The sequence below is a fragment of the Streptomyces sp. NBC_01016 genome (assembly GCF_026341035.1).
GTDB lineage: Bacteria > Actinomycetota > Actinomycetes > Streptomycetales > Streptomycetaceae > Streptomyces.
In genome coordinates this window covers 1,195,820-1,217,252 of record NZ_JAPEOQ010000002.1, presented here as the reverse complement: position 1 = coordinate 1,217,252, position 21,433 = coordinate 1,195,820, and the positions used below count along the sequence as shown (strand labels likewise).

The window sequence follows — 21,433 nt, the reverse complement described above, 5'->3', positions numbered from 1 at the left end:
CACTCACACGCACTGCGCCGCGACAGAAGGGGAAGCCGCCCATGGCCCACGAGATCGATCAGTCGTTCCTCGCACTGCCCCTGAGGGCACTCGCCGACGCCGCCCTCGCGCGCGCACGCGCGCTGGGAGCGGACCACGCGGACTTCCGGCTCGAGCGGGTGCGCGGCGCGTCCGTGCGGCTGCGGGACGCGAGGCCCTCGGGTTCCTCCGACAGTACGGACCTGGGCTATGCGGTACGCGTGGTGCACGGCGGGACCTGGGGGTTCGCCTCCGGTGTCGATCTGACGATGGGCGGCGCGGCGAAGGTGGCCTCGCAGGCCGTGGCGATGGCGAAGCTGAGCGCGCAGGTGATCAAGGCGGCCGGGTCCGACGAGCGCGTGGAGCTGGCCGATGAGCCGGTGCACGCGGACAAGACCTGGATCTCCTCGTACGAGGTCGACCCCTTCACCGTCCCGGAGGAGGAGCGGGCCGGGCTGCTCGCCGACTGGAGCGCGCGGCTGCTCTCGGCGGACGGGGTGTCCCACGTGGACGCCTCTCTGTACTGCGTCCACGAGAACAAGTTCTACGCGGACACGGCGGGGACCGTCACGACGCAGCAGCGCGTGCGGCTGCACCCGGAGCTGACGGCGGTCGCCGTGGACGACTCCAGCGGCGAGTTCGACTCGATGCGCACGATCGCGCCGCCGGTGGGGCGCGGCTGGGAGTACCTCACCGGGACCGGCTGGGACTGGGACCGGGAGCTCGCCGAGATCCCCGAGCTGCTCGCCGAGAAGATGCGCGCGCCGAGCGTCAAGGCGGGCGCGTACGACCTGGTCGTGGACCCGTCCAACCTGTGGCTGACCATCCACGAGTCGATCGGGCACGCCACCGAGCTGGACCGCGCGCTCGGCTACGAGGCGGCGTACGCGGGCACCTCTTTCGCCACCTTCGACCAGCTCGGGAAGCTCAAGTACGGCTCCGAGATCATGAACGTGACCGGTGACCGGACGGCCGAGCACGGGCTCGCCACCATCGGGTACGACGACGAGGGCGTGGCGGGACAGTCCTGGGACCTGGTGAGGGACGGGACCCTCGCCGGCTATCAACTCGACCGCCGCATCGCCAAGTTGACCGGCTTCGAGCGCTCCAACGGGTGTGCCTACGCGGACTCCCCCGGGCACGTCCCCGTGCAGCGGATGGCGAACGTGTCGCTCCAGCCGGATCCGGGCGGGCTCGCGACGGACGACCTGATCGCGGGGGTCGACCGGGGGCTCTACCTCGTGGGCGACCGGTCGTGGTCGATCGACATGCAGCGCTACAACTTCCAGTTCACGGCGCAGCGCGCGTACGCGATCCGGGGCGGGAAGCTGGCCGGGCAGGTGCGGGACTTCGCGTACCAGGCGACGACGACCGACTTCTGGGGCTCCATGGCGGCGGTCGGCGGCCCGCAGACGTACGTACTCGGCGGCGCCTTCAACTGCGGCAAGGCCCAGCCGGGCCAGGTCGCCTCCGTCTCGCACGGCTGCCCATCGGCCCTCTTCAAGGGCGTCAACATCCTCAACACCACGCAGGAGGCCGGTCGATGAGCCCCCGTACGCCCGGGACCAAGCCGTACGAGATCGTCGAGCGCGCCCTCGAGCTGTCGCGGGCCGACGGCTGCGTGGTCATCGCCGACGAGACGTCCACCGCCAATCTGCGCTGGGCGGGCAACGCGCTCACCACGAACGGCGTCACGCGCGGGCGCACCCTCACCGTCGTCGCGACGGTCGACGGCAAGGAGGGCACGGCGTCCGGCGTCGTGTCCCGGTCGGCCGTGACCGCGGACGACCTGGAGTCGCTGGTGCGCGCCGCCGAGGAGGCCGCGGCCAAGGCGGGGCCCGCCGAGGACGCGCAGCCGCTGGTCGGCGACGTGGCGCACTCCCCCGACTTCACGGACGCGCCCGCCGAGACCTCGTCCGCCGTCTTCGCGGACTTCGCGCCGGCGCTCGGCGAGGCGTTCGCGCGGGCCAGGGCGGGCGGCCGGGAGCTGTACGGCTTCGCCAACCACGAGCTGACCAGCAGCTATCTCGGTACGTCGGCGGGGCTGCGGCTGCGTCACGACCAGCCCAACGGGACGCTTGAGCTGAACGCCAAGTCGCACGGCCGCAGGCGGTCCGCGTGGGCGGGGCGCTCGACGCGGGACTTCAAGGACGTCGACCCGGCGGCGATGGACGCGGAGCTCGCGACCCGGCTCGGGTGGGCCCAGCGGCGTATCGACCTGCCCGCCGGGCGCTACGAGACGCTGCTGCCGCCGACCGCCGTGGCGGACCTGCTGATCTACCAGATGTGGTCGTCGGGGGCGCGGGACGCGACCGAGGGCCGCACCGTGTTCTCGAAGCCGGGCGGCGGTACGCGGGTGGGCGAGCGGCTCAGCGAGCTGCCGCTGACCCTGCGCAGCGACCCTCGGGAGCCGGGGCTCGAATCGGCCCCGTTCGTCCTCGCGCACGCCTCCAGCGACGCGTCTTCGGTGTTCGACAACGGGCTGCCGGTCGGCGCCACCGACTGGATCTCCCGGGGAGAGCTCAAGCACCTCACGACGACCCGGCACAGCGCCGCGCTCACCGGGCACCCCGTCGCGCCCGCCATCGACAACCTGATCCTCGACGGCGGCGGCGCGAAGTCCCTCGACGAGATGGTGGCCGGTACCGAGCGCGGGCTGCTGCTCACCTGCCTCTGGTACATCCGCGAGGTCGACCCGGCGACGCTGCTGCTCACCGGCCTCACCCGCGACGGCGTGTACCTCGTGGAGAACGGCGAGGTCGTGGGCGAGGTGAACAACTTCCGGTTCAACGAGTCGCCGATCGGCCTGCTCGGCCGGGCCACGGAGGCGGGGCGCACGGAAAAGACGCTGCCCAGGGAGTGGGGCGACTGGTTCACCAGGGCCGCGATGCCCGCGCTGCGGGTGCCGGACTTCAACATGAGCTCGGTCAGCCAGGGCGTCTGAGCCGTCCCGGACAACTCGGTACGGCGCTGTCGGTGGGCGCCCATAGACTGGCAGGGTTCCAGCAGACCTGTTCAAGGAGACCAAGAACCGTGACCGACATCGTCGACGAGCTGAAGTGGCGTGGCCTGTGGGCCCAGTCCACTGACGAGGACGCACTGCGCAAGGCGCTCGCGGACGGTCCGGTCACGTTCTATTGCGGCTTCGACCCGACCGCGGCCTCCCTGCACGTCGGACACCTGGTGCAGGTCCTCACCATGCGCCGGCTCCAGCACGCGGGCCTGCGCCCGCTCGCCCTGGTGGGCGGGGCCACGGGCCAGATCGGCGACCCGCGCCCGACGGCGGAGCGCACGCTGAACGACCCGGAGACGATCGCCCAGTGGGTCTCCCGGCTCCGCTCGCAGATCGAGCCGTTCCTCGACTTCGAGGGCGAGAACGCGGCGACGATGGTGAACAACCTGGACTGGACCGCCGGGATGTCCGCGATCGAGTTCCTGCGTGACATCGGCAAACACTTCCGGGTCAACAAGATGCTGACCAAGGACTCCGTGGCCCGCCGCCTGGAGTCCCAGGAGGGCATCAGCTACACCGAGTTCAGCTACCAGCTGCTCCAGGGCATGGACTTCCTGGAGCTGTACCGCCGCTACGGCTGCACGCTCCAGCAGGGCGGCTCCGACCAGTGGGGCAACCTCACGGCCGGGCTCGACCTGATCCACCGCCTGGAGCCGGACGCGGTGGCGCACTGCGTGGCGACGCCGCTGATGGTGAAGGCCGACGGCACCAAGTTCGGCAAGACCGAGGGCGGCGCCGTCTGGCTCGACCCGGAGATGACGACGCCGTACGCGTTCTACCAGTTCTGGCTGAACGTGGACGACCGGGACATCTCGACGTACATGCGGATCCTGTCCTTCAAGTCCCGCGAGGAGCTCGAAGAGCTGGAGAAGCAGACCGAGGAGCGGCCGCAGGCGCGTGCCGCGCAGCGCGCGCTTGCCGAGGAGCTGACGACGCTGGTGCACGGCGCCGACCAGACGGCCGCCGTGATCTCCGCGTCGAAGGCGCTGTTCGGTCAGGGCGACGGGAACCTGGCGGACCTGGACGAGGCCACCCTCGCCGCGGCGCTCTCCGAGCTGCCGAAGGCCGAGGTCGCCGAGCTCGGCCCGGTCGTCGACCTGTTCGCCGAGGTCGGCCTCGTCGCCAGCAAGTCGGCCGCGCGCCGCACCGTGAAGGAGGGCGGCGCGTACGTGAACAACGTCAAGGTCGCCGCCGAGGACTTCGTACCGGGCGCGGACGAGCTGCTGCACGGGCGTTGGCTGGTGCTGCGGCGCGGCAAGAAGAACCTCGCGGCCGTGGAGGTCAAGAGCAAGGCCTAGACGCGCGAGTGCCCCGCACCCCTCTCGGGGTGCGGGGCACTCGCGCGTCTAGGCCTTGCTCTTGTTCCCGCGCAGCGCCACCCACAAGCGGTCGCCCACGCCGACCACGACCACCGCTCCGATCAACTGCAGCAGGTGGCGGATCCAGTCGATGCCGCCGGTGTCGTTGACGCCCATCCCTGTGGCCGCCCAGTTGCCCAGGACGCTGCCGATGATGCCGAAGACCACCGTCAGCCACAGCGGGATCTGCTGTTTGCCGGGCAGGATCGCCTTTGCGATCAGACCGAGCACCAGGCCCACGATGATCGCCCACAACCAGCTCATGTCGTCGCCTCCTCGCGCGGTGCGGGATGCCGAACGGCCACCCACGCGATCAGTGTCACCGCGTACGCCATACGGCGCATGTCGGACAGCTCCGTACGTGGTACTGCGCAGGCCACGCCCCCAGGTCGGGCCCGCCCCCGGTCTCGTAGCCGACGCATACCGGGCGTACCGTGGACGCAGTCCGGTCCGGGGAGATGCCGGCTAGCTGGCGGGTGGTGGAGTGTGATGCGGAAGCGCAAGGACAACGGTGGGGCCGAGGTTTTCCGGATCACGGGCGCCCGGCAAGGGCTCGCCGACGACATCCGCGGCCGGCAGCGCCGTTACATCATCTCGATGTCCGTCCGCACCATTTCCGTGATCCTCACCGCAGTGCTGTGGAACGTGGAGCGCCACGTCGCCATCGTGACGCTGGTGCTCGGCGTACTCCTCCCCTACGTCGCCGTGGTCTTCGCCAACGCGGGCCGGGAGAACGCCCCCTCGCTTCCGTCGACCTTCGTGCCCGCGCCCTCGCGCCCCATGATCTCGCCGGTACCGGCCGCCGACGCCGCGGAATCCGCCCCGGAGGACCGGGTCTGAGCGAGGTCCGACCCGGGTGCACAATCGGTCGACAAAGCTCAAGAAAAGCTCAGATCAATCATGTTGTTCCGGTGCCGGGCAGCGGGTCCCCCGTGACATACTGCGTGAGCGCTCCGCATCCCCCGTCGGAGCGACGGACCGACGCCGGGCAGCTCCCCCCGTGGCTGCTCGGCGTCGCCATTTCTGTCGCCGTTTCCGGGGTCTTCCAAGGGCCTTTTCGGGGCGCGTTCCAGGGCGTTTAAGGTTGACGCGTGAACCTCGCGAACCTCTCCGGACCGTCGCCCGAAACTCCCCAGTGCTCGGCCAAGGGCTGTCGCGCCGACGCGGTGTGGGTGCTCGCGTGGAACAACCCGAAGCTGCACACTCCGGAGCGCCGCAAGACGTGGCTGGCGTGCGACGAGCACCGCGAGCACCTGACCAAGTTCCTCGACCTGCGCGGGTTCCTGAAGGATGTCGTGGCGCTGGCGGAGTGGGACGCCTCCGAGAACGAGAACGAGAACGAGAGCGGGACCGAGGGCTGAGGCCTCGGCCCTCGCCCCCCCCTCAGCCGCCGATCGCCGACATCGGGCGGTCCGGCTGAAGGAACGACGGGTCGTCGAGACCCGAGCCCGCCTTCTTGCCCCACATGGCGCGCTTCCATATGGCGGCCAGCTCCTCGTCCGGCATGTCGGAGCGCAGGGCTGCCCGCAGATCCGTCTCCTCCGTGGCGAACAGGCAGGTGCGGACCTGGCCGTCCGCCGTGAGCCGCGTGCGGTCGCAGGCCGAGCAGAACGGGCGGGTCACCGAGGCGATGACGCCGACGCGGTGCGGCCCGCCGTCCACGATCCAGCGCTCGGCCGGCGCGGAGCCCCGCTCACCGTCCCCTTCCTCGGTGAGCTCGAAGCGCGTACGCAGCGAGGTGAGGATGTCGCCCGCGGTGATCATGCCCTCGCGCTTCCAGCCGTGCTGGGCGTCGAGCGGCATCTGCTCGATGAACCGCAGCTCGTAGTCGTGCTCGACGGCCCAGGCGAGGAGGTCGGGGGCCTCGTCCTCGTTCAGCCCCGGCATCAGGACGGAGTTGACCTTCACCGGGGTCAGGCCCGCGTCGCGCGCCGCTTCGAGGCCCTCGATGACGTCCTTGTGCCGGTTGCGCCGGGTCAGGGTCTTGAAGACGTCGGGGCGGAGCGTGTCCAGCGAGACGTTGACCCGGTCGAGGCCCGCCTCCTTGAGCGCCTGCGCCGTGCGCTTCAGCCCGATCCCGTTCGTCGTCAGGGACATCTTCGGGCGGTGCTCCAGGGCCGCGACCCGCTCGACGATGCCGACCAGACCGGGCCTGAGCAGGGGCTCGCCGCCGGTGAAGCGGACGTCGGTGATGCCGAGGTCGGTAACCGCGATGCGGATGAGGCGGACGATCTCGTCATCGGTCAGCAGGTCGGGCTTGGACAGCCACTGCAGGCCCTCCTCGGGCATGCAGTACGTACACCGCAGATTGCACCGGTCGGTCAGCGAGACCCGCAGGTCGGTTGCCACTCGGCCGTATGTGTCGATGAGCACGTGGGCCCCCTCCCTCGGCGTGTTCTTTCCCTACTGATCCCGAGCCTACGTGACAGGTATGACAGCGGCAGGCCTGCAAACCGACGAGTGTGCCGTGCCCCGCGTCGTAGGGATCTACGACGCGGGGCACGGCACACGGGGAACAGAGCGGGTCAGTGGGCTCCGGTGCCCGTCAGGGAGCGGACCTCGAGCTCCGCGTACTTGCCCTTGTCGGCCTTCTCCTTGCCGATGTACGTACCGAGGACGCCCAGCAGGAAGCCGACCGGGATCGAGATGATGCCGGGGTTCTCCAGCGGGAACCAGTGGAAGTCGATGCCCTTGAACATGGAGGTCTTCGGGTTGCCCGAGACGACGGGCGAGAAGAGGACCAGGAAGACCGCAGTGAACAGGCCGCCGTAGATCGACCACAGCGCGCCGCTGGTGTTGAACCGCTTCCAGAAGAGCGAGTACAGGATCGTCGGCAGGTTCGCCGAGGCCGCGACGGCGAAGGCCAGGGCCACCAGACCCGCCACGTTCAGGTCGCGGGCGAGCGCGCCCAGGGCGATCGAGACGATGCCGATGAAGACGGTGGCCCAGCGGGCCGCCTTCATCTCCTGCTTCTCGGTGGCCTGCCCCTTCTTGATGACGTTCGCGTAGATGTCGTGCGCGAACGAGGAGGACGAGGCGAGGGTGAGGCCCGCGACGACCGCGAGGATCGTGGCGAAGGCGACCGCAGAGATCGAGGCGAGCAGGATCGCGCCCCAGCTGGAGTCGACGCCGCCCAAATGGAGCGCCAGCAGTGGCGCCGCCGTGTTGCCCGCCGGGTTGGAGGCGATGATCTCCTCCGGTTTGATGAGCGCGGCCGCGCCGAAGCCGAGCGCGATCGTCATCAGGTAGAAGGCGCCGATGATGCCGATAGCCCAGTTGACCGACTTACGGGCCGCCTTGGCGGTCGGCACCGTGTAGAAGCGGATCAGGATGTGCGGCAGGCCCGCCGTGCCGAGCACGAGCGCAATGCCGAGCGAGATGAAGTCGATCTTCGACGTGGCGGTGATGCCGTACTTGAGGCCGGGCTCCAGGAACGCCGATCCCTTGCCGCTGGTTTCGGAGGCCGTGCCGAGCAGGTCCGAGACGTTGAAGTCGAACTTCAGGAGCACCAGGAAGGTGAGCAGGATCGTGCCCGCGATCAGGAGCACCGCCTTGACCATCTGCACCCAGGTGGTGCCCTTCATGCCGCCGATGGTGACGTACACGATCATCAGGACGCCGACGAGCGCGACGATGCCGATCTTGCCCGCGTCCGAGGTGATGCCGAGCAGCAGCGAGACGAGGACGCCCGCACCCGCCATCTGCGCGAGCAGGTAGAAGATCGAGACGACGATCGTCGAGGTGCCGGCCGCCGTGCGGACCGGGCGCTGGCGCATCCGGTAGGCGAGCACGTCGCCCATCGTGTAGCGGCCGGAGTTGCGCAGCGGTTCGGCGACCAGGAGGAGCGCGACGAGCCAGGCGACCAGGAAGCCGATCGAGTAGAGGAAGCCGTCGTAACCGAAGAGGGCGATGGCGCCCGCGATGCCGAGGAACGACGCGGCGGACATGTAGTCGCCGGAGACCGCGAGTCCGTTCTGGAAGGCGGTGAACTGGCGGCCGCCCGCGTAGAAGTCGGACGCGCTCTTGGTCTGGCGGCCGGCCCAGACGGTGATGACGAGGGTCGCGAGGACGAACACCGCGAACAGGCTGATGATCAGCGGCCGGTGCTCGCTGGCCTCACCGGCGGCGAGTACGTGCAGTGCGGGGCTCATGCGCCGCCCTCCAGACGGGACTTGATGGCCTCGGCCTTGGGGTCGAGCTTCGCGGCGGAGTACCGCGAGTACCACCAGGCGATGAGGAACGTGGTGAGGAACTGGGCGAGCCCGAGGATGAGGGCGACATTGATGTTGCCGAACACCTTGGTGCCCATGAAGTCGCCCGCGTAGTTCGACAGCAGCACGTACAGGAGGTACCAGGCGATGAAGGCGACGGTCAGCGGGAAGGCGAACGAGCGGTGCGCGCGGCGCAGTTCACCGAACTCCGCGCCCTCCTGCACCTCGATGAACTTCTCGGTGGAGGGCAGCGCGGGCCCGTCGTGCGGGCTGCCCTGCTGCGGTGTTGGTGCGTCGGTGGCCACGGACTCTCCTCGCAATGGGGGTGCTGTCTCTCAAACCTCAACGTGATCTGGATCACGTGGGCCGGGTCGCGATGGTAGAGCTCCCCGACCCCCTGCACAACGGCACGGGAGCACGGTCGACGCGGTTCAACTCGCCTTGTTTCTTTCGGAACTCGTTGATGACCTGCGGCAACCAGGGATACGTTCACACCGCACCACGCGTCATGTACCTGCCCGGAACCCACTCGTGTACCGGGCATTTCCATAAACGACGGATGATGTGGAGACCCCATGGCTCATCTGCCTTCCAGACGCCTGCCCGCCGGACGCCTGTCGTCCCGGCGCCGCCTGGCGCTCGCCCTGCCGGTCGGTATCGCGCTGACGGCCTCCTTCGGTTTCCTGCCGTCCGCGTCGGCGACTCCCGTCGCCGACTCGCCCTCGGTGGCGACCAGTTCGGCCTCCTCACTCGCGTACGTGGTGAACACGCGCGGCACCGATGCCCGCACGATCTCCTCGGTGACCAAGGCGATAACCGCGGCGGACGGCTCCATAGTCGAGACGTACGCGAAGATCGGCGTCTTCGTCGTGCACTCCTCGAACCCCGACTTCGGCAAGCAGGTACGCGCGGCCAAGGGGGTGGCCACGGCGGGCGCGACCCGCACCGCGCCGTTCAGCGCGGCCGGCACCACCGAGGAGGGCGCCGTCCAGAAGCTGTCGAAGGCGGACGCCAAGTCCGTTGCCGCGCAGGCCACTTCCGCCCAGGAGCCGCTCGAGGCCGACCAGTGGGACCTGCGGGCGATGGGCGCCGACAAGGCCGCGAAGATCAACCCCGGCAGCAAGAAGGTCACCGTCGGCGTCATCGACACCGGCGTGGACGACACCCACCCCGACCTCGCCCCGAACTTCTCCGCCTCGCAGTCCGCGAACTGTGTCGGCGGCAAGGCGGACACCTCGCCGGGCGCCTGGCGGCCCGCGAACCCGGACCACTACCACGGCACGCACGTCGCCGGTGAGATCGCGGCCGCGCGCAACGGGATCGGCGTCGCCGGTGTCGCCCCGGGCGTGAAGGTCGCGGGCATCAAGGTGGCCGACCCGGTCAGCGAGCTGTTCTACCCGGAGAGCGTGGTCTGCGCCTTCGTGTTCGCCGCCGACCACGGCATCGAGGTCACCAACAACAGCTATTACGTGGACCCTTGGCTCTACAACTGCATGGACGACCCCGACCAGCGGGCCATCGTCGACGCGGTCAACCGGGCCCAGCTGTACGCCCAGAAGAAGGGCACCCTGAACCTGGCGTCGGCGGGCAACTCCAACCACGACCTCGACTCCGACGCGATCGTGGACGACTCGAGCCCCGACGACTCGACGCCGGTGAACCGCACGATCGACCCGCACACCTGCTTCGACATCCCGACCCAGCTGCCGGGTGTCGTCACGGTGAGCGCGACGGGCGTGAACAAGGCCAAGTCGTACTACTCGACGTACGGCAACGGTGTCATCGACATCGCGGCGCCGGGCGGCGACAAGTACCAGAAGCCGGCCGACACCCCGTCGAAGGACGGCCGCATCCTGTCCACGCTGCCGGGCAACCAGTACGGCTGGCTGCAGGGCACGTCGATGGCCTCGCCGCACGCCGCGGGCGTCGCCGCGCTCCTCAAGTCGACGCATCCGAAGGCCACTCCGGCGCAGCTCCAGTCCCTGATGAAGGCGCAGGCCGACAAGGAGCCGTGCCCGACCGCGTACGACGGGGACGGCGACGGCACGGTCGACGCGGTCTGCGAGGGCCCCGAGCGGCGCAACGGCTTCTACGGGTACGGGATCGTCGACGCGCTGAAGGCCGTCAAGTGACGTACGCCGTACGGAACATGTGAGGCGGGCAGGGGACGGGTGGCGCACGCCACCCGTCCCCTGTGTGTGCCGCCCGTGTGCCGGGGCCAGGTGCTGCGCGATAGTGCGGACATGACACATGCGCCCCATCTGCCGGTCGACACCCGGGCCGCGTGGGCGGCGCTCGGCGGCGACCCCGCCCTGCTCGCCCGCATTTCGTACCGCACGCGCGCGGGTGCGCTGCCCGCCCGCCTCCCCGCCGTCGACCTGGCAAGAGCCGTCGTCGGCTGCTGCTCCCTCGCCGCCGCCGAACTGGCCGCCACGCGCGCGAGGCACTCCCTCGGCGCCATACGGGTGCGGGTCGACGACGGCGCGGTGGCCACCGCGTTCACCAGCGAGCGGCACCTGTTGATCGACGGGCGCGTGCCGGTCAACTTCGCGCCGCTGTCGCGCTTCTGGCGCACGCGGGACGGCTGGCTGCGCACCCACGCGAACTATCCGCACCACCGGGCGCGGCTGTGCGCGGCCCTCGGGGTCGGCATGGACGCGACCGTGGACGAGGTGGCGCCGCTGCTCGCGGAGCGCTCCGCGCTCGAGGTCGAGGAGACGGTCTACGCGGCCGGAGGCCTGGCCGTCGCGCTGCGCACGCCCGAGGAGTGGGCCGCGCATCCGCAAGGCGCTCAGGTGGCGGCCCGTCCGCTCTTGGCACTCGACCGGGTCGACGCGGCGCCGGCCAGGGCGCTGTCGCGCGGGGTGCTCTCGCCCGCGGCCGGGATCCGGGTCCTCGACCTCACCCGCGTCATCGCGGGTCCTGTCGCCACGCGCACCCTGGCGCTGCTCGGCGCGGACGTGCTGCGGGTGGACACGCCGCAGCTGCCCGAGGCGGCGGACGCGCACGCCGACACCGGTTTCGGCAAGCGCTCGACCCGGCTCGACCTGACGGACGGGGCGGACCGGCGCACGTTCGACGAACTGCTCGCGGACGCGGACGTGGTGGTCACGGGGTACCGGCCGGGCGCGCTCGACCGGTTCGGGCTCGCTCCGGAGGCGCTCGCCGAGCGGCGGCCCGGGCTCGTGGTGGCGGCGCTGTCGGCCTGGGGCGGGTACGGGCCGTGGAACGGGCGGCGCGGCTTCGACAGCCTCGTCCAGGTGGCGGCGGGCATCGCGGCGACGGAGGGCTCCCCCGAGCGCCCCGGGGCGCTGCCCGCGCAGGCGCTCGACCACGGTACGGGCTATCTGCTCGCGGCGGCGGTGCTGCGCGCGCTCACCGAGCAGACGGCGCAGGGCGGTTCGCGGGTGGTGCGGCTGGCGCTCGCGCAGACGGCGGCCTGGCTCGTGCAGGGGGCGCGCCCGAGCCCGAGTGGGTATGACGAGCGCGCGGAGCCGTACGAGGCGGACGATCCGGCCGCCTGGCTGACCGAGGCGGACAGCCCGGTCGGGCGCCTGCGGCACGCCCTGCCGCCCCTGTCGTTCGACGGCGGACCGGCGAACTGGGCGCGCCCTCCGGGGTACTGGGGCACGGACGAGGCCGGGTGGCTGCCGGCGGGGTGAACCGCGGGGCCGCGAAATCGCGTCCTACGTAGACGTGAACCGACGCAGCGCAGCACCGGACCCGGCCGCACCTGGTCCGGACCCGTATGACCCACTTGTTGGTCTGCGCTTGCCGGGATCCGTGCCGCCTGGTGAAGATCCAGTGGTGAGTTCCATACCGCCGCCCACCGAGGCGCCCGTTTCCGTCGGGGCCGATGTCTCCCTGCGCAGACCCGGCGCGGGGCGCGCCGTCGCCCTGCTCGTACTCGTGGCCGTGGCCGCACTGATCCCGATGCTCGGACCGCGCGCCGCGCTCGACGGCACCGGTGAGGCGTCGGCGCCCGGCGTCGGCGTGATCGCGCTCCTGCGCACGGTCCTGTTCGCGGCGTTGTGCGTCCAGGCGGGCGAGGTGTTCGCCGGGTTCCTCGCGCGCAGGGTGGACCCGATGCGGGAGCCGCCCCGCACCTGGTCGGCGTACGCGCCGTGGGCGGGGTTCGCGGCAGCGCTCGGGCTCGCCTCCGTGGTGGCCTCCGGGAATCTGATCCCGCACAGCGTCGCGGCGTTGGACATCGGCGGCCTGGGCGGCACACGTGACGGCACGCTCGCGCTCGTGGAGGTCAACGGCTTTCTGCTCGCGGCCCTGTGCGCCCGCTGGCGGCGTCCCACGACGGCGCTCCTCCCGCTGGCCGCCGTGGCCGTGGCGGAGGCGCTGCGGGCGCACCCCGCGGCCGAGGACAGCGCGCTGCTCGGCTCGGGTCTCACCCTGGTCCATCTGGTCTGCGCCGCCCTGTGGGTGGGCGGACTGCTGTACGTACTGCGCACGACGCACGCCTGGCGCACGACCGCCCCGGAGGCGGGCACGGCGCTGCTCGGCCTCTACGCGCGCGTGGCCGCGGTACTGCTCGCGGCCATCACCGCGACGGGTGTGTGCAGCACGCTGCGCAGGATGCCGCCGAGCACGGTCGTCGACCAGCTGACGACGACGGCCTACGGGCGCGTGCTGCTCGCGAAGGTGCTCCTCGTCGCCGTCGTCGCGGCCCTCGCCCTGGTGGCGCGGCTGCGGCTGCGCCGCGCCCCTGACCGCACGAACGCCTACGCGCCCGCGCGTGCGGAGGTCGTGGTCCTGGCGGTCGTGGTGGCGGTGTCGGCGGCGCTGACGGCGTTGCCGGTGCCGATCCGCTGGTGAGCCGGCGCCTCCGTAGAGGCGCCCCGTACAGGCCCTAGTTGGTGACCATCACCTTGAGGGCGGTGCGCTCGTCCATCGCCTTGTAACCACCGGGCACGCCCTCGATGTCGACCGTCATGTCGAAGACGGGCGACGGGTCGATGGTCCCGTCCAGGACGTCGGGCAGCAGGTCGGGGATGTACGTGCGGACGGGGGCGACGCCGCCGCGCAGCGCGATGTTGTGGTCGAACATGACGCGCAGGTCGACTCCGCTGCCGCTGCCGTGCGGGACGCCGACGAAGCCGATGGCGCCGCCGTCGCGGGTGATGTTCACGGCGGTGTTCATGGACTGCTCGGTGCCGACGGCTTCGATGACGGAGTGCGCGCCCTGCCCGCCGGTGAGTTCGCGGACCGCCGCGACCGCCGCCTCACCGCGCTCCGCGACGACGTCCGTGGCGCCGAAGCTCCGCGCGATGTCCGTACGTACCTGGTGGCGGCCGAGCGCGATGATCCGCTCGGCGCCGAGCCGGTGGGCCGCGAGGACCCCGCACAGGCCCACGGCGCCGTCCCCGACGACGGCGACGGTCGAGCCCTTGCGCACGCCCGCGCCGAGCGCCGCGTGGTGGCCGGTGCCCAGCACGTCGGACAGCGTCAGGAGGGCGGTCAGCAGACGCTCGTCGGAGGCGGCCTCGGCGGGCAGCGCGACGAGCGTGCCGTCGGCGTACGGGACGCGCACGGCCTCGCCCTGGCCTCCGTCGTGGCCGACCGCGCCCCAGAATCCGCCGTGCTCGCAGGACGTGGTCAGGCCTTCGCGGCAGTAGTCGCACACCCCGTCCGACCACATGAAGGGCGCGACGACCAGGTCTCCGCGCTTGAAGACGGACACCTCGGAGCCGGTCTCCTCGACGATGCCGAGGAACTCGTGCCCGATGCGCTGCCCGGGCTGCCGCGCGGCCTCGCCCCGGTAGGCCCAGAGGTCGCTGCCGCAGATGCAGGCGCGCAGGACACGCACCACGGCGTCCGTGGGCAGCGCGACGGCGGCGTCCGGAACGTCCTCCACGCGCATGTCGTACGGGGCGTGGATGGTGGTGGCGCGCATGGGCTGTTCCTTCGTGCAGGTCCCGCAATCGATGCAGGTCAGTGAGCGATGCGCCGGGTTTCGACGCGTCCTTCACGGTACGCCGAAGGGGCCGTGGCCCGCTCCCCGAGCACGCCACGGGCGAGCAGGTACTGCGCCGCTACGTAGGTGCCCATGACCCAGAAGTCGGGGCGCGGCAGGGCGGGCCAGTCGGCGATGCCCGTGGCGATGAGCGAGTCCGAGAGCAGGAACAGCGCGCCGCCGACGCCCGCCGCCACCCCGAGCCGGGAGGACGCGAACGCCATACAGGTCAGCAGCACGCTGTACGCGGCGACGGGTACGCGCATGTCCGCCGGCAGATCGGGCCACAGGGCGGCCACCGTCACGACGAGCGCGACGCCGTAGGCGGCCCCGAGCAGCGCACCACGCGCGCGTACCGTCCCCTGCCGCTTGAACAGCACCAGATAGCAGACGTGCCCGACGGCGAAGGCGCCCATCCCGGCGAGGAACACGGTGTCCTGGTCGAACAGCAGCAGCACGTCGCCGCACCACCCGAGCAGCAGGGCGGCGCACAGCAGCCGGGGGCCGCGGCACGCGATCACGTAGGCCGCGAGCAGCGGCATGAGCAGGGGCTTGAGGACGACGTGCGCGCCTTCCGCGCCCGCGAGCAGCGCGACGAGGTCGGCGGCGCACGCCACGAAGAACGCGGCGCGCCACATCGGGGCGGCAGGCCTCACGCGGCGCCCTCGGTGACCTTCTGCGGGGCGTTCGTGGCGCCGACGGGCTCCGGCTTCCACCCCGGCCCCCGGAAGACCCTCCCGGCCCGCTCACGCCAACCGGTCGCGGCCCTCAAGTCCTTGGCGATGGCCGCGTACTCGTGGGTGGCGACGCGCAGCGGGTTGTACGTGCCGATGTTCTTGGTGAGCCCGAACTCGGGGCGCTCGACCTCCGCCACCCACGACCCGAAGAGCCGGTCCCAGACGATGAGGATCCCGCCGAAGTTCCGATCCAGGTAGCCGCCTTGGGAGGCGTGGTGGACGCGGTGGTGGGAGGGCGTGTTGAAGACGAACTCGAAGGGACGCCACATCTTGTCGATGCGCTCCGTGTGGATCCAGAACTGGTACACGAGGTTGACCGAGGAGCAGAACGCGAGCGCCGCCGGGTGCACGCCCAACGCGATGAGCGGCAGGTAGAACGGCCACACGGTCAGGCTCGTCCAGGGCTGCCGCAGCGCCGTGGTGAGGTTGAAACTGCGGCTGGAGTGGTGCACCACGTGGCACGCCCACAGGATGCGGATCACGTGGTGCCCGCGGTGCGACCAGTAGTAGAAGAAGTCCTGGCCGAGCAGCATCAGCGGGATCGTCCACCACAGGACGGGCACGTGCAGCGGCGTCAGTTCGTAGACCGCCGTGTAGATGGCGACGATCGGGATCTTCCACAGGAAGTCGAAGACCAGGCTTCCGAGCCCCATGGTGACGCTGGTCGCCGCGTCCTTGGTCTCGTAGCCGGCGGCATCCTCGTCGGGGTGGATCCGGACGCTGATGATCTCCACGATCGTGAGCAGCACGAAGGCGGGGATCGACCACAGCACGGCATCGGGCAGGTTCGGGGACGGCATGCGTGCACCGTAAGGGCGTGCAAGGCGCCCCGGCTAGAGGTAGTTACTGACAAGTATTACCCCCGGTAAAGGGTCAAACTCCGGCCGCACCCAACAAAGAACCCGCCGCATACGTGACGGCCATCGCGAGCACGGCGGCGCGCAGCCAGTTGAGTCGCGAGCCGAGCGCGCCGCCGTGGGACTCGTCATGGGTGGACTGCGCTCCGGGTTCCGTCACGCGGTGAGCATGCCGCCCGGCGCGTCACCACACGCGTACCGACGCCCCTGGCGCGAACACCGGGCTCGTCGCGTCCGCGGGCGGCTCCTTGAGCGGTTCGTCGATCTCCGCGACCGTGGGGCCCACGCGGGCCGCGATGGGATCGAGGAGGCCGAGGTCGAACCCGTAGACCCGGGCCGCGTTGCCGCCGACCATCGCGGCGATCTCGTCCTTCGGGAGCCCCGCGTAGGCGATGCGCAGGCCCTCGCGCGTGTACGGGTGCGTGCCCTCGTCGTGCGGGTAGTCGCTGCCCCACATGATCTTGTCGAGGCCGATCCGGTCCCGTAGGGGCACTTCGTGGGGGCGCATGAAACTCGCGCCTACGTAGCAGTTCTCGCGCCACACAGTAGAGGGGCCCTTGCCCATCGAATCGGCAAGCCCCGCACCGAACTTGGCCTCGGCCGTGTTGGCCTTCGTGGCCGCCCTGACCAGGCGCGCGTGGTAGTAGTCCAGCATGTCCAGGACGCCGGGGATCCAGCCCGAGCCCTGCTCCGTGAGGACGAGCCTCAGGTCGGGGTGCTTACGGAAGGCGCCGCCGAAGACGAGGTGCCACAGGGCGCGGTGCGAGAACCACGTCGTCTCGACCATGAAGACCGCGCGGGCGGCCGGTTCCTCGCCGAGCGGCGGGGACGCCGAACCCGCGTGGTGGTTGACCGGGACGCCGAGCTCGGCGCAGGTCCGCCAGATCGGGTCGTACGTCGACGAGTAGAGCTCCGGGAGGCCCGAGCCCGGCGGCGTACCGGGCAGCAACAGGCCGCCCTTCAGACCCGCTTCGGCCCCCCAGCGAATCTCCTTGACGGCCTCGTCGACGTCGTTGAGGAGGATCTGGAAGACGCCCGCCCTGCGGCCGGGGGCGGCGGCGCAGAAGTCCGCCAGCCACCGGTTGTGGGCCCGCAGCCCCGCCCAGCGCTGCTCGAACTCCTCACGCGTGGGCGCGGGCGCCATGAGCGAGGCCGACGGGAAGAACGGCGGGATGGTGTTCGGGAAGACGACCTCGGCGACGATGCCGTCCCGCTCCAGCTCCTCGACGCGCCTCTCGGAGTTCCAGTTCCGGTCGGCGGTGTCGGCGAGCAGGTCCGCGTACGGGTTCACGTAGCCGGCCGCCCACGCGTCGAACGCGTCGTGGTGCCGCGCCTCCAAGTACGGCTTGTAGTCGAGGAGATCGGCGCCCGCGTGGCAGTCCGCGGAGATGACGGTGTACCGGTCGTCGGAAGGGTGCGTAGGGCTCATGGGGTCACCCCGATGTTCGGGAAGTCGTGCTCGGTCAGCCAGTGCCTGCCCACCTCGCGCGAGCGCGCCCAGGACGCCTCCACGGCGCTCTGGTCGGCGTCTTGGCCGAGGTCGGCCGGTGTCGGGCCGATGCGGGCCGCGAGCGGCGCCAGCTTGGCGGTGTCGAAGCCGAACACCTCGGCGGCGGACAGGCCGAGCATCCGCCGGGTCTCGGAGACCGGGATGTCGTGGAAGGTCTTCTGCAACCACGCGCGCGTGTCGGGCCACGTCCCTTCGGGGTGCGGGAAGTCGCTGCCCCACAGGATGTTGTCGACGCCGATCTCATAGCGCTGGGCGAGTTCGCGGCGCTTGGTGTTGGTGGCGCAGACGAAGACCTGCCGGTCCAGATACTCCGCCGGGGAGCGCTTCAGCTCGGCGAACGGGGACAGCTTCTTGCCGCCGTGCGCGCCCAGGTAGAGGCGGTCCATGAACCACAGCAGGTTCGGCAGCCACCAGCAGCCGGACTCGGCGACACCGAACTTCAGCCCCGGATGCCGCTCGAAGGCGCCCGACCACAGCAGGAACCAGAGCGGCCTGGCCGGCCACCACGTCACTTCGCTTACGTAGATGCCGAGATGGTCTCCGTACTCGTGCCGCGGAGCCGCCCCCGAGTGCGTCACCACCGGCATCTCGCACTCGGCCGCCGCCGCCCACACGGGGTCGTAGCGGCGCGCGTGGTACGGGTCCTGGTCGACCCACATGGAGGGGATCATCAGGGCGCCGAGCCCCGACTCCTTGGCGCGGTGGATCTCGGCGACGACCTTGTCCGGGTCCGCGGTGACGGGCAACAGGGCGACGCCGCAGTGCCGTTCGGGGTTCTGCCCGACGAACTCGGCGAGCCAGCGGTTGTGTGCCTGCGCGCCCGCCATGCCGAGCTCGGGGTCCTGGTCGCCGGAGAGGCCCAGGCCGACACCGAAGGGCGCCGCCGTCTGGCTGTCCACGGCGTCCGCGTCGGGGAAGACGACCTCTGCGGCCACCCCGTCGCCGTCGAGCTCCTTGAGACGCTGCGCGGAGTCCCAGCCGCCGCGCAGGCCCTCTTCGTTGTCCTCGAACCACTTGGCGGCGAACGCGTCGTTGCGGATGCCGAGCCGGGTCGCCTCCTCGCGGCGCTTGTCCCGCTCGCCGAGGAACTCGTCGAAGTCGCGGTGGAAACGGCTGTCCAGGTAGGGCCGGTACTCCTCGGTGGGCAGCCCGGCGTGGCAGTCGGAGGAGATGATCAGATAGGGGTCCTGGTGGTCCTGATTGCTCATCGTGCGTCCCTCCTTAAGGGAAGGTCACTCGGACTCAGTCGAGAATTCGGACTCAGTCGAGAATGAAGCTCTCCAGATACGCCGGGTTCGCCCGGTCCAGCATCGACTGCGACCGCCCCCGGATCTGCTTGTCGCTGTGCTCGCTCTCGGGAAGCAGCCAGAACCGGTCCGCCGCGATGCCTTCCGCGACGAAGTCGGCGACCTCCTCCACGGGTGTGAACGCGATCTCGTTCCCGGCCTCCTTCATGGCGGCCTCCCACTGGTCGAGGCTGCGGTAGGGCGTCTTACGGGGACGCTCCTTCGCGAACCGGTCGGGCCGGTTACGGTGCGACTCCCACAGGCCCGTGCGCAACATGTGGGGCCCGGGGAACAGCACGGACGCGCCCACGCGCGCGTGCTCCGCCTTCAGATGCGCGTACAGCGACTCGGCCATGGTCACGACGGCCGCCTTCGTCACCGCGTACACGGACGCCGTCGGCAGCGGCGCGATGCCGCCGTCCCCGGAGGACGTGTTGACGATGTGGCCGGGCTCGCCGCCCTCGATCATGCGCGGCACGAAGGCCTGGATGCCGTGGAAGACACCCCACACGTTGACGTTGAACGCCCACTTCCAGTCGTTCGGTTCGTGCTGCCACATGCGGCCCTCGGCGCCCGAGCCGACACCCGCGTTGTTGCACAGCACATGGCAGGCGCCGAACGTCGCGTACGTGTCCGCCGCCAGGTCCATGACCTGCTCGCGCTCGCCGACGTCGACCACGCGCGCGTGCACGGTGGCCCCGGTGTCGCGCAGTTCGGCGGCGGCCGTCTCCAGGGCGCCCTTCTCGACGTCGGCGAGGACGACCTTCAGGCCGTCCGCCGCGAACCGCCGCGCCATGGCGAGCCCGATCCCGCTCGCCGCGCCCGTGACGACGGCTACTTGTCCCTCACGCAGCTCCATGTCAGGCGCTCCCCTCGGGCGGGCCGTCGTGGATCTGCTGCGGGTCGTCGTAGCGCTGGTGGATGTACGGGAGCAGGGCCTCGGCGCTGACCCGCTCGACGACCTTGCCCTTCTGGTCGGTGGTCTTCTCGCCGATGGTGATCTCCACCAGGGAGCGCACAGGAAGGTCGGCGATCGGGTCGTACATGGACTCCCGCAGGACGATGTCCCCGGTGATCCGCTCCAGCTTCCTGACCTTCTCGTTGCGCAGGCAGTGCACAAGGACCGGCTCCGCGTCGAAGCCCGAACCGTCCACTCCTGGAAGGAACTTGAAGTAGAAGTCGGTCTTCTGTGACGGCTCGGGCAGCGGCAGGCTCTCGCTCACCGCGCCGCGCACCTCGACGAACGCGATGCCGTGCCGCGCGAGCGCCGCCTTCACGACGAGCCCTTCGCGCTCCACCGTGACCTCGCCGAGCTTCTTCGGTTCGCCGAAGACCTCGCGCCCGCCGATCAGCGCCCGCTCGTGCGTCATCGGCATGACGAGCGGATACCAGCCCTGCACTCCACCGTGCTCGGCGGCGACGGCCACCGAGCCCGCGCCGAGCGGATAGCCCGGCAGGTCGACCTTGCTGATGTTGGCCCGCACGAGGGGCCGGCCCGTGGGCTTCAGCGGCGGCGGCAGCACCGCGGCCACCGCGTCCGGATCGGATTCCCACACGGCCACCACACCGGTGGACCAGATGTCGGGAAGTTTGCTGCTCGCCGAGCGCGAAGCGGCGATCTCCGCCTCACTGCGCGCTCCGTACCGTACGCGTGCCATGTCGTACCACCCTTCGTACGAGACGTGATGGGGGTCGTTCGGTCGTTCGCGAGGCGCCTGTAACACAGTTACACCGGAGGCGATGAAGGGTAAAGACACATGCACCGGCCGGTCGATGACACGACAGACCGCGGGAGACGGGGAGGGCGAGGCATGACGGCACGCGCGCCGCTCACCCGCGAGGAGGTCGTCGCGGTCGCCGCCGGTCTCGTCAAGCAGCACGGCCCGCAGGCGCTCACCATGCGCAAGCTCGCGGCCGAACTGGGCACGGCCGTCACGTCGATCTACTGGCACGTCGGCAACCGCGAGTCCCTGCTCGACGCCCTCGTGGAGCGGACCGTCGCCGACCTCGGCGGCTTCCGGCCCCGCGGGGCCACGCCACAGGACCGCGTCCTCTCCGTCGCCCGCACACTGCGCCGCCGGCTGCGCGCCCACCCGCATCTGATCGCGATGGTCCATGAACGCGGCCTCACCGAGCGGATGTTCCTGCCCGCACAGCAGGCGCTGGTGCACGAGGTGCACGCCGCGGGACTGCGCGGGGCGCCCGCCGCCGAGGCCGTGCGCGCGGTCCTCTTCCAGGTCGTCGGCCACGTCCTCGTGGAGCGGAACAGGGAGCGCGCCCCGGCGCAGCACCCGCGCGAGGAGGAACTCTGGGGCGCGGGCACGGCGGAGGAGGACCGGGTGCTGGCCCGCGCGCTCGCCGCGCCCGCCGACCCGGAGCGGATCTTCACAACTTCGGTACGCGCCCTGGTGAAGTCGCTCCTGGACCCGCCCACTTGAGCCGTGAGGTGATCCGCGACACGGCTTGCGGGGCAGGCGG

20 protein-coding genes and 1 pseudogene are annotated in these 21,433 nt (G+C 70.9%); 9 read left to right on the top strand and 12 right to left on the bottom strand.

Annotated elements, in window-relative coordinates:
• Positions 1-41: 41 nt before the first annotated feature.
• From OG746_RS32240 to tyrS, 3 genes are all read left to right on the top strand, one after another.
• On the top strand, positions 42-1,565 hold the full coding sequence (locus OG746_RS32240; protein WP_266721120.1) for a TldD/PmbA family protein: 1,524 nt from the start codon (positions 42-44) through the stop codon (positions 1,563-1,565).
• Positions 1,562-2,962: a metallopeptidase TldD-related protein gene (locus OG746_RS32235; RefSeq protein WP_266721119.1), complete on the top strand. Its 1,401-nt coding sequence runs from the start codon at positions 1,562-1,564 to the stop codon at positions 2,960-2,962. Before OG746_RS32240 ends, OG746_RS32235 begins: the two co-directional genes overlap by 4 nt.
• Positions 2,963-3,051: 89 nt before the next feature.
• Positions 3,052-4,329, top strand: coding sequence for a tyrosine--tRNA ligase (gene tyrS / locus OG746_RS32230; RefSeq protein ID WP_266721117.1), 1,278 nt, complete (start codon positions 3,052-3,054; stop codon positions 4,327-4,329).
• 48 nt (positions 4,330-4,377) lie between these two features.
• Here tyrS and OG746_RS32225 read toward each other — a convergent pair whose 3' ends face one another.
• Positions 4,378-4,653, bottom strand: a complete 276-nt coding sequence (locus OG746_RS32225) for a GlsB/YeaQ/YmgE family stress response membrane protein (RefSeq protein WP_266721115.1) — start codon at positions 4,651-4,653, stop codon at positions 4,378-4,380.
• A 225-nt stretch (positions 4,654-4,878) separates the two neighbouring features.
• Between OG746_RS32225 and OG746_RS32220 the strand changes: the two genes are divergently transcribed.
• Both OG746_RS32220 and OG746_RS32215 read left to right on the top strand, forming a co-directional pair.
• Entirely contained in the window at positions 4,879-5,229 is a 351-nt protein-coding gene (locus tag OG746_RS32220; protein ID WP_266721113.1) for a DUF3099 domain-containing protein, read from the top strand.
• Between the two features lie 251 nt (positions 5,230-5,480).
• Positions 5,481-5,750 (top strand): hypothetical protein, encoded by a 270-nt coding sequence (locus tag OG746_RS32215; protein WP_266721111.1) that lies wholly within the window; start codon positions 5,481-5,483, stop codon positions 5,748-5,750.
• Positions 5,751-5,772: 22 nt separating this feature from the next.
• Here OG746_RS32215 and moaA read toward each other — a convergent pair whose 3' ends face one another.
• The 3 genes from moaA to OG746_RS32200 all read right to left on the bottom strand — a co-directional run bounded on the left by moaA (position 5,773) and on the right by OG746_RS32200 (position 8,905).
• Positions 5,773-6,762 carry a GTP 3',8-cyclase MoaA gene (gene moaA / locus OG746_RS32210; RefSeq protein ID WP_266721109.1) on the bottom strand — a complete coding sequence of 330 codons (990 nt, stop codon included), beginning with the start codon at positions 6,760-6,762 and terminating at the stop codon, positions 5,773-5,775.
• A gap of 152 nt (positions 6,763-6,914) precedes the next feature.
• Positions 6,915-8,540 carry a monocarboxylic acid transporter gene (locus tag OG746_RS32205; RefSeq protein WP_266721107.1) on the bottom strand — a complete coding sequence of 542 codons (1,626 nt, stop codon included), beginning with the start codon at positions 8,538-8,540 and terminating at the stop codon, positions 6,915-6,917.
• A complete protein-coding gene (locus tag OG746_RS32200; protein ID WP_266721105.1) occupies positions 8,537-8,905 on the bottom strand; it encodes a DUF485 domain-containing protein in 369 nt (122 codons plus the stop codon). The genes OG746_RS32205 and OG746_RS32200 overlap by 4 nt, the downstream gene beginning before the upstream one ends.
• 270 nt (positions 8,906-9,175) lie before the next feature.
• On the opposite strand from OG746_RS32200, the gene OG746_RS32195 reads away from it, so the two are divergent.
• From OG746_RS32195 to OG746_RS32185, 3 genes are all read left to right on the top strand, one after another.
• The gene (locus tag OG746_RS32195) at positions 9,176-10,732 is read left to right on the top strand and encodes a S8 family serine peptidase (protein WP_266721103.1); all 1,557 of its coding nucleotides are present in this window, start codon (positions 9,176-9,178) and stop codon (positions 10,730-10,732) included.
• A 111-nt stretch (positions 10,733-10,843) separates the two neighbouring features.
• Positions 10,844-12,262, top strand: a complete 1,419-nt coding sequence (locus tag OG746_RS32190; protein ID WP_266721102.1) for a CoA transferase — start codon at positions 10,844-10,846, stop codon at positions 12,260-12,262.
• Between the two features lie 145 nt (positions 12,263-12,407).
• The gene (locus OG746_RS32185; protein WP_524540505.1) at positions 12,408-13,427 is read left to right on the top strand and encodes a CopD family protein; all 1,020 of its coding nucleotides are present in this window, start codon (positions 12,408-12,410) and stop codon (positions 13,425-13,427) included.
• A 34-nt stretch (positions 13,428-13,461) separates the two neighbouring features.
• On the opposite strand, the gene OG746_RS32180 is transcribed toward OG746_RS32185, so the two are convergent.
• From OG746_RS32180 to OG746_RS32145, 8 genes and pseudogenes are all read right to left on the bottom strand, one after another.
• Complete coding sequence (locus OG746_RS32180; RefSeq protein ID WP_266721100.1) at positions 13,462-14,505, bottom strand: zinc-dependent alcohol dehydrogenase family protein; 1,044 nt, start codon at positions 14,503-14,505, stop codon at positions 13,462-13,464.
• Between the two features lie 38 nt (positions 14,506-14,543).
• A complete protein-coding gene (locus tag OG746_RS32175; RefSeq protein WP_266725568.1) occupies positions 14,544-15,203 on the bottom strand; it encodes a lysoplasmalogenase in 660 nt (219 codons plus the stop codon).
• A 14-nt stretch (positions 15,204-15,217) separates the two neighbouring features.
• Complete coding sequence (locus OG746_RS32170) at positions 15,218-16,102, bottom strand: sterol desaturase family protein (RefSeq protein ID WP_266721098.1); 885 nt, start codon at positions 16,100-16,102, stop codon at positions 15,218-15,220.
• 79 nt (positions 16,103-16,181) lie between these two features.
• A pseudogene (locus OG746_RS32165) lies at positions 16,182-16,319 on the bottom strand (VIT1/CCC1 transporter family protein); the annotation flags it as partial.
• 24 nt (positions 16,320-16,343) lie between these two features.
• Positions 16,344-17,588, bottom strand: a complete 1,245-nt coding sequence (locus OG746_RS32160) for an amidohydrolase family protein (RefSeq protein ID WP_266721096.1) — start codon at positions 17,586-17,588, stop codon at positions 16,344-16,346.
• Complete coding sequence (locus OG746_RS32155) at positions 17,585-18,877, bottom strand: amidohydrolase family protein (RefSeq protein WP_266721094.1); 1,293 nt, start codon at positions 18,875-18,877, stop codon at positions 17,585-17,587. The genes OG746_RS32160 and OG746_RS32155 overlap by 4 nt, the downstream gene beginning before the upstream one ends.
• Before the next feature lie 52 nt (positions 18,878-18,929).
• Positions 18,930-19,814, bottom strand: a complete 885-nt coding sequence (locus tag OG746_RS32150; RefSeq protein WP_266721092.1) for an SDR family NAD(P)-dependent oxidoreductase — start codon at positions 19,812-19,814, stop codon at positions 18,930-18,932.
• A gap of 1 nt (position 19,815) precedes the next feature.
• A complete protein-coding gene (locus OG746_RS32145; RefSeq protein WP_266721090.1) occupies positions 19,816-20,613 on the bottom strand; it encodes an acetoacetate decarboxylase family protein in 798 nt (265 codons plus the stop codon).
• Positions 20,614-20,766: 153 nt separating this feature from the next.
• On the opposite strand from OG746_RS32145, the gene OG746_RS32140 reads away from it, so the two are divergent.
• On the top strand, positions 20,767-21,393 hold the full coding sequence (locus OG746_RS32140; protein ID WP_266721088.1) for a TetR/AcrR family transcriptional regulator: 627 nt from the start codon (positions 20,767-20,769) through the stop codon (positions 21,391-21,393).
• Positions 21,394-21,433 lie beyond the last annotated feature (40 nt).

Bases quoted from the DNA above. Each gene is read 5' to 3' on its own strand.
- OG746_RS32240 (WP_266721120.1), top strand. From the start codon at position 42: ATGGCCCACGAGATCGATCAGTCGTTCCTCGCACTGCCCCTGAGGGCA.
- OG746_RS32235 (WP_266721119.1), top strand. From the start codon at position 1,562: ATGAGCCCCCGTACGCCCGGGACCAAGCCGTACGAGATCGTCGAGCGC.
- OG746_RS32225 (WP_266721115.1), bottom strand. From the start codon at position 4,653: ATGAGCTGGTTGTGGGCGATCATCGTGGGCCTGGTGCTCGGTCTGATC.
- OG746_RS32220 (WP_266721113.1), top strand. From the start codon at position 4,879: ATGCGGAAGCGCAAGGACAACGGTGGGGCCGAGGTTTTCCGGATCACG.
- OG746_RS32205 (WP_266721107.1), bottom strand. From the start codon at position 8,540: ATGAGCCCCGCACTGCACGTACTCGCCGCCGGTGAGGCCAGCGAGCAC.
- OG746_RS32195 (WP_266721103.1), top strand. From the start codon at position 9,176: ATGGCTCATCTGCCTTCCAGACGCCTGCCCGCCGGACGCCTGTCGTCC.
- OG746_RS32190 (WP_266721102.1), top strand. From the start codon at position 10,844: ATGACACATGCGCCCCATCTGCCGGTCGACACCCGGGCCGCGTGGGCG.
- OG746_RS32180 (WP_266721100.1), bottom strand. From the start codon at position 14,505: ATGCGCGCCACCACCATCCACGCCCCGTACGACATGCGCGTGGAGGAC.
- OG746_RS32175 (WP_266725568.1), bottom strand. From the start codon at position 15,203: ATGTGGCGCGCCGCGTTCTTCGTGGCGTGCGCCGCCGACCTCGTCGCG.
- OG746_RS32170 (WP_266721098.1), bottom strand. From the start codon at position 16,102: ATGCCGTCCCCGAACCTGCCCGATGCCGTGCTGTGGTCGATCCCCGCC.
- OG746_RS32160 (WP_266721096.1), bottom strand. From the start codon at position 17,588: ATGAGCCCTACGCACCCTTCCGACGACCGGTACACCGTCATCTCCGCG.
- OG746_RS32155 (WP_266721094.1), bottom strand. From the start codon at position 18,877: ATGAGCAATCAGGACCACCAGGACCCCTATCTGATCATCTCCTCCGAC.
- OG746_RS32150 (WP_266721092.1), bottom strand. From the start codon at position 19,814: ATGGAGCTGCGTGAGGGACAAGTAGCCGTCGTCACGGGCGCGGCGAGC.
- OG746_RS32145 (WP_266721090.1), bottom strand. From the start codon at position 20,613: ATGGCACGCGTACGGTACGGAGCGCGCAGTGAGGCGGAGATCGCCGCT.
- OG746_RS32140 (WP_266721088.1), top strand. From the start codon at position 20,767: ATGACGGCACGCGCGCCGCTCACCCGCGAGGAGGTCGTCGCGGTCGCC.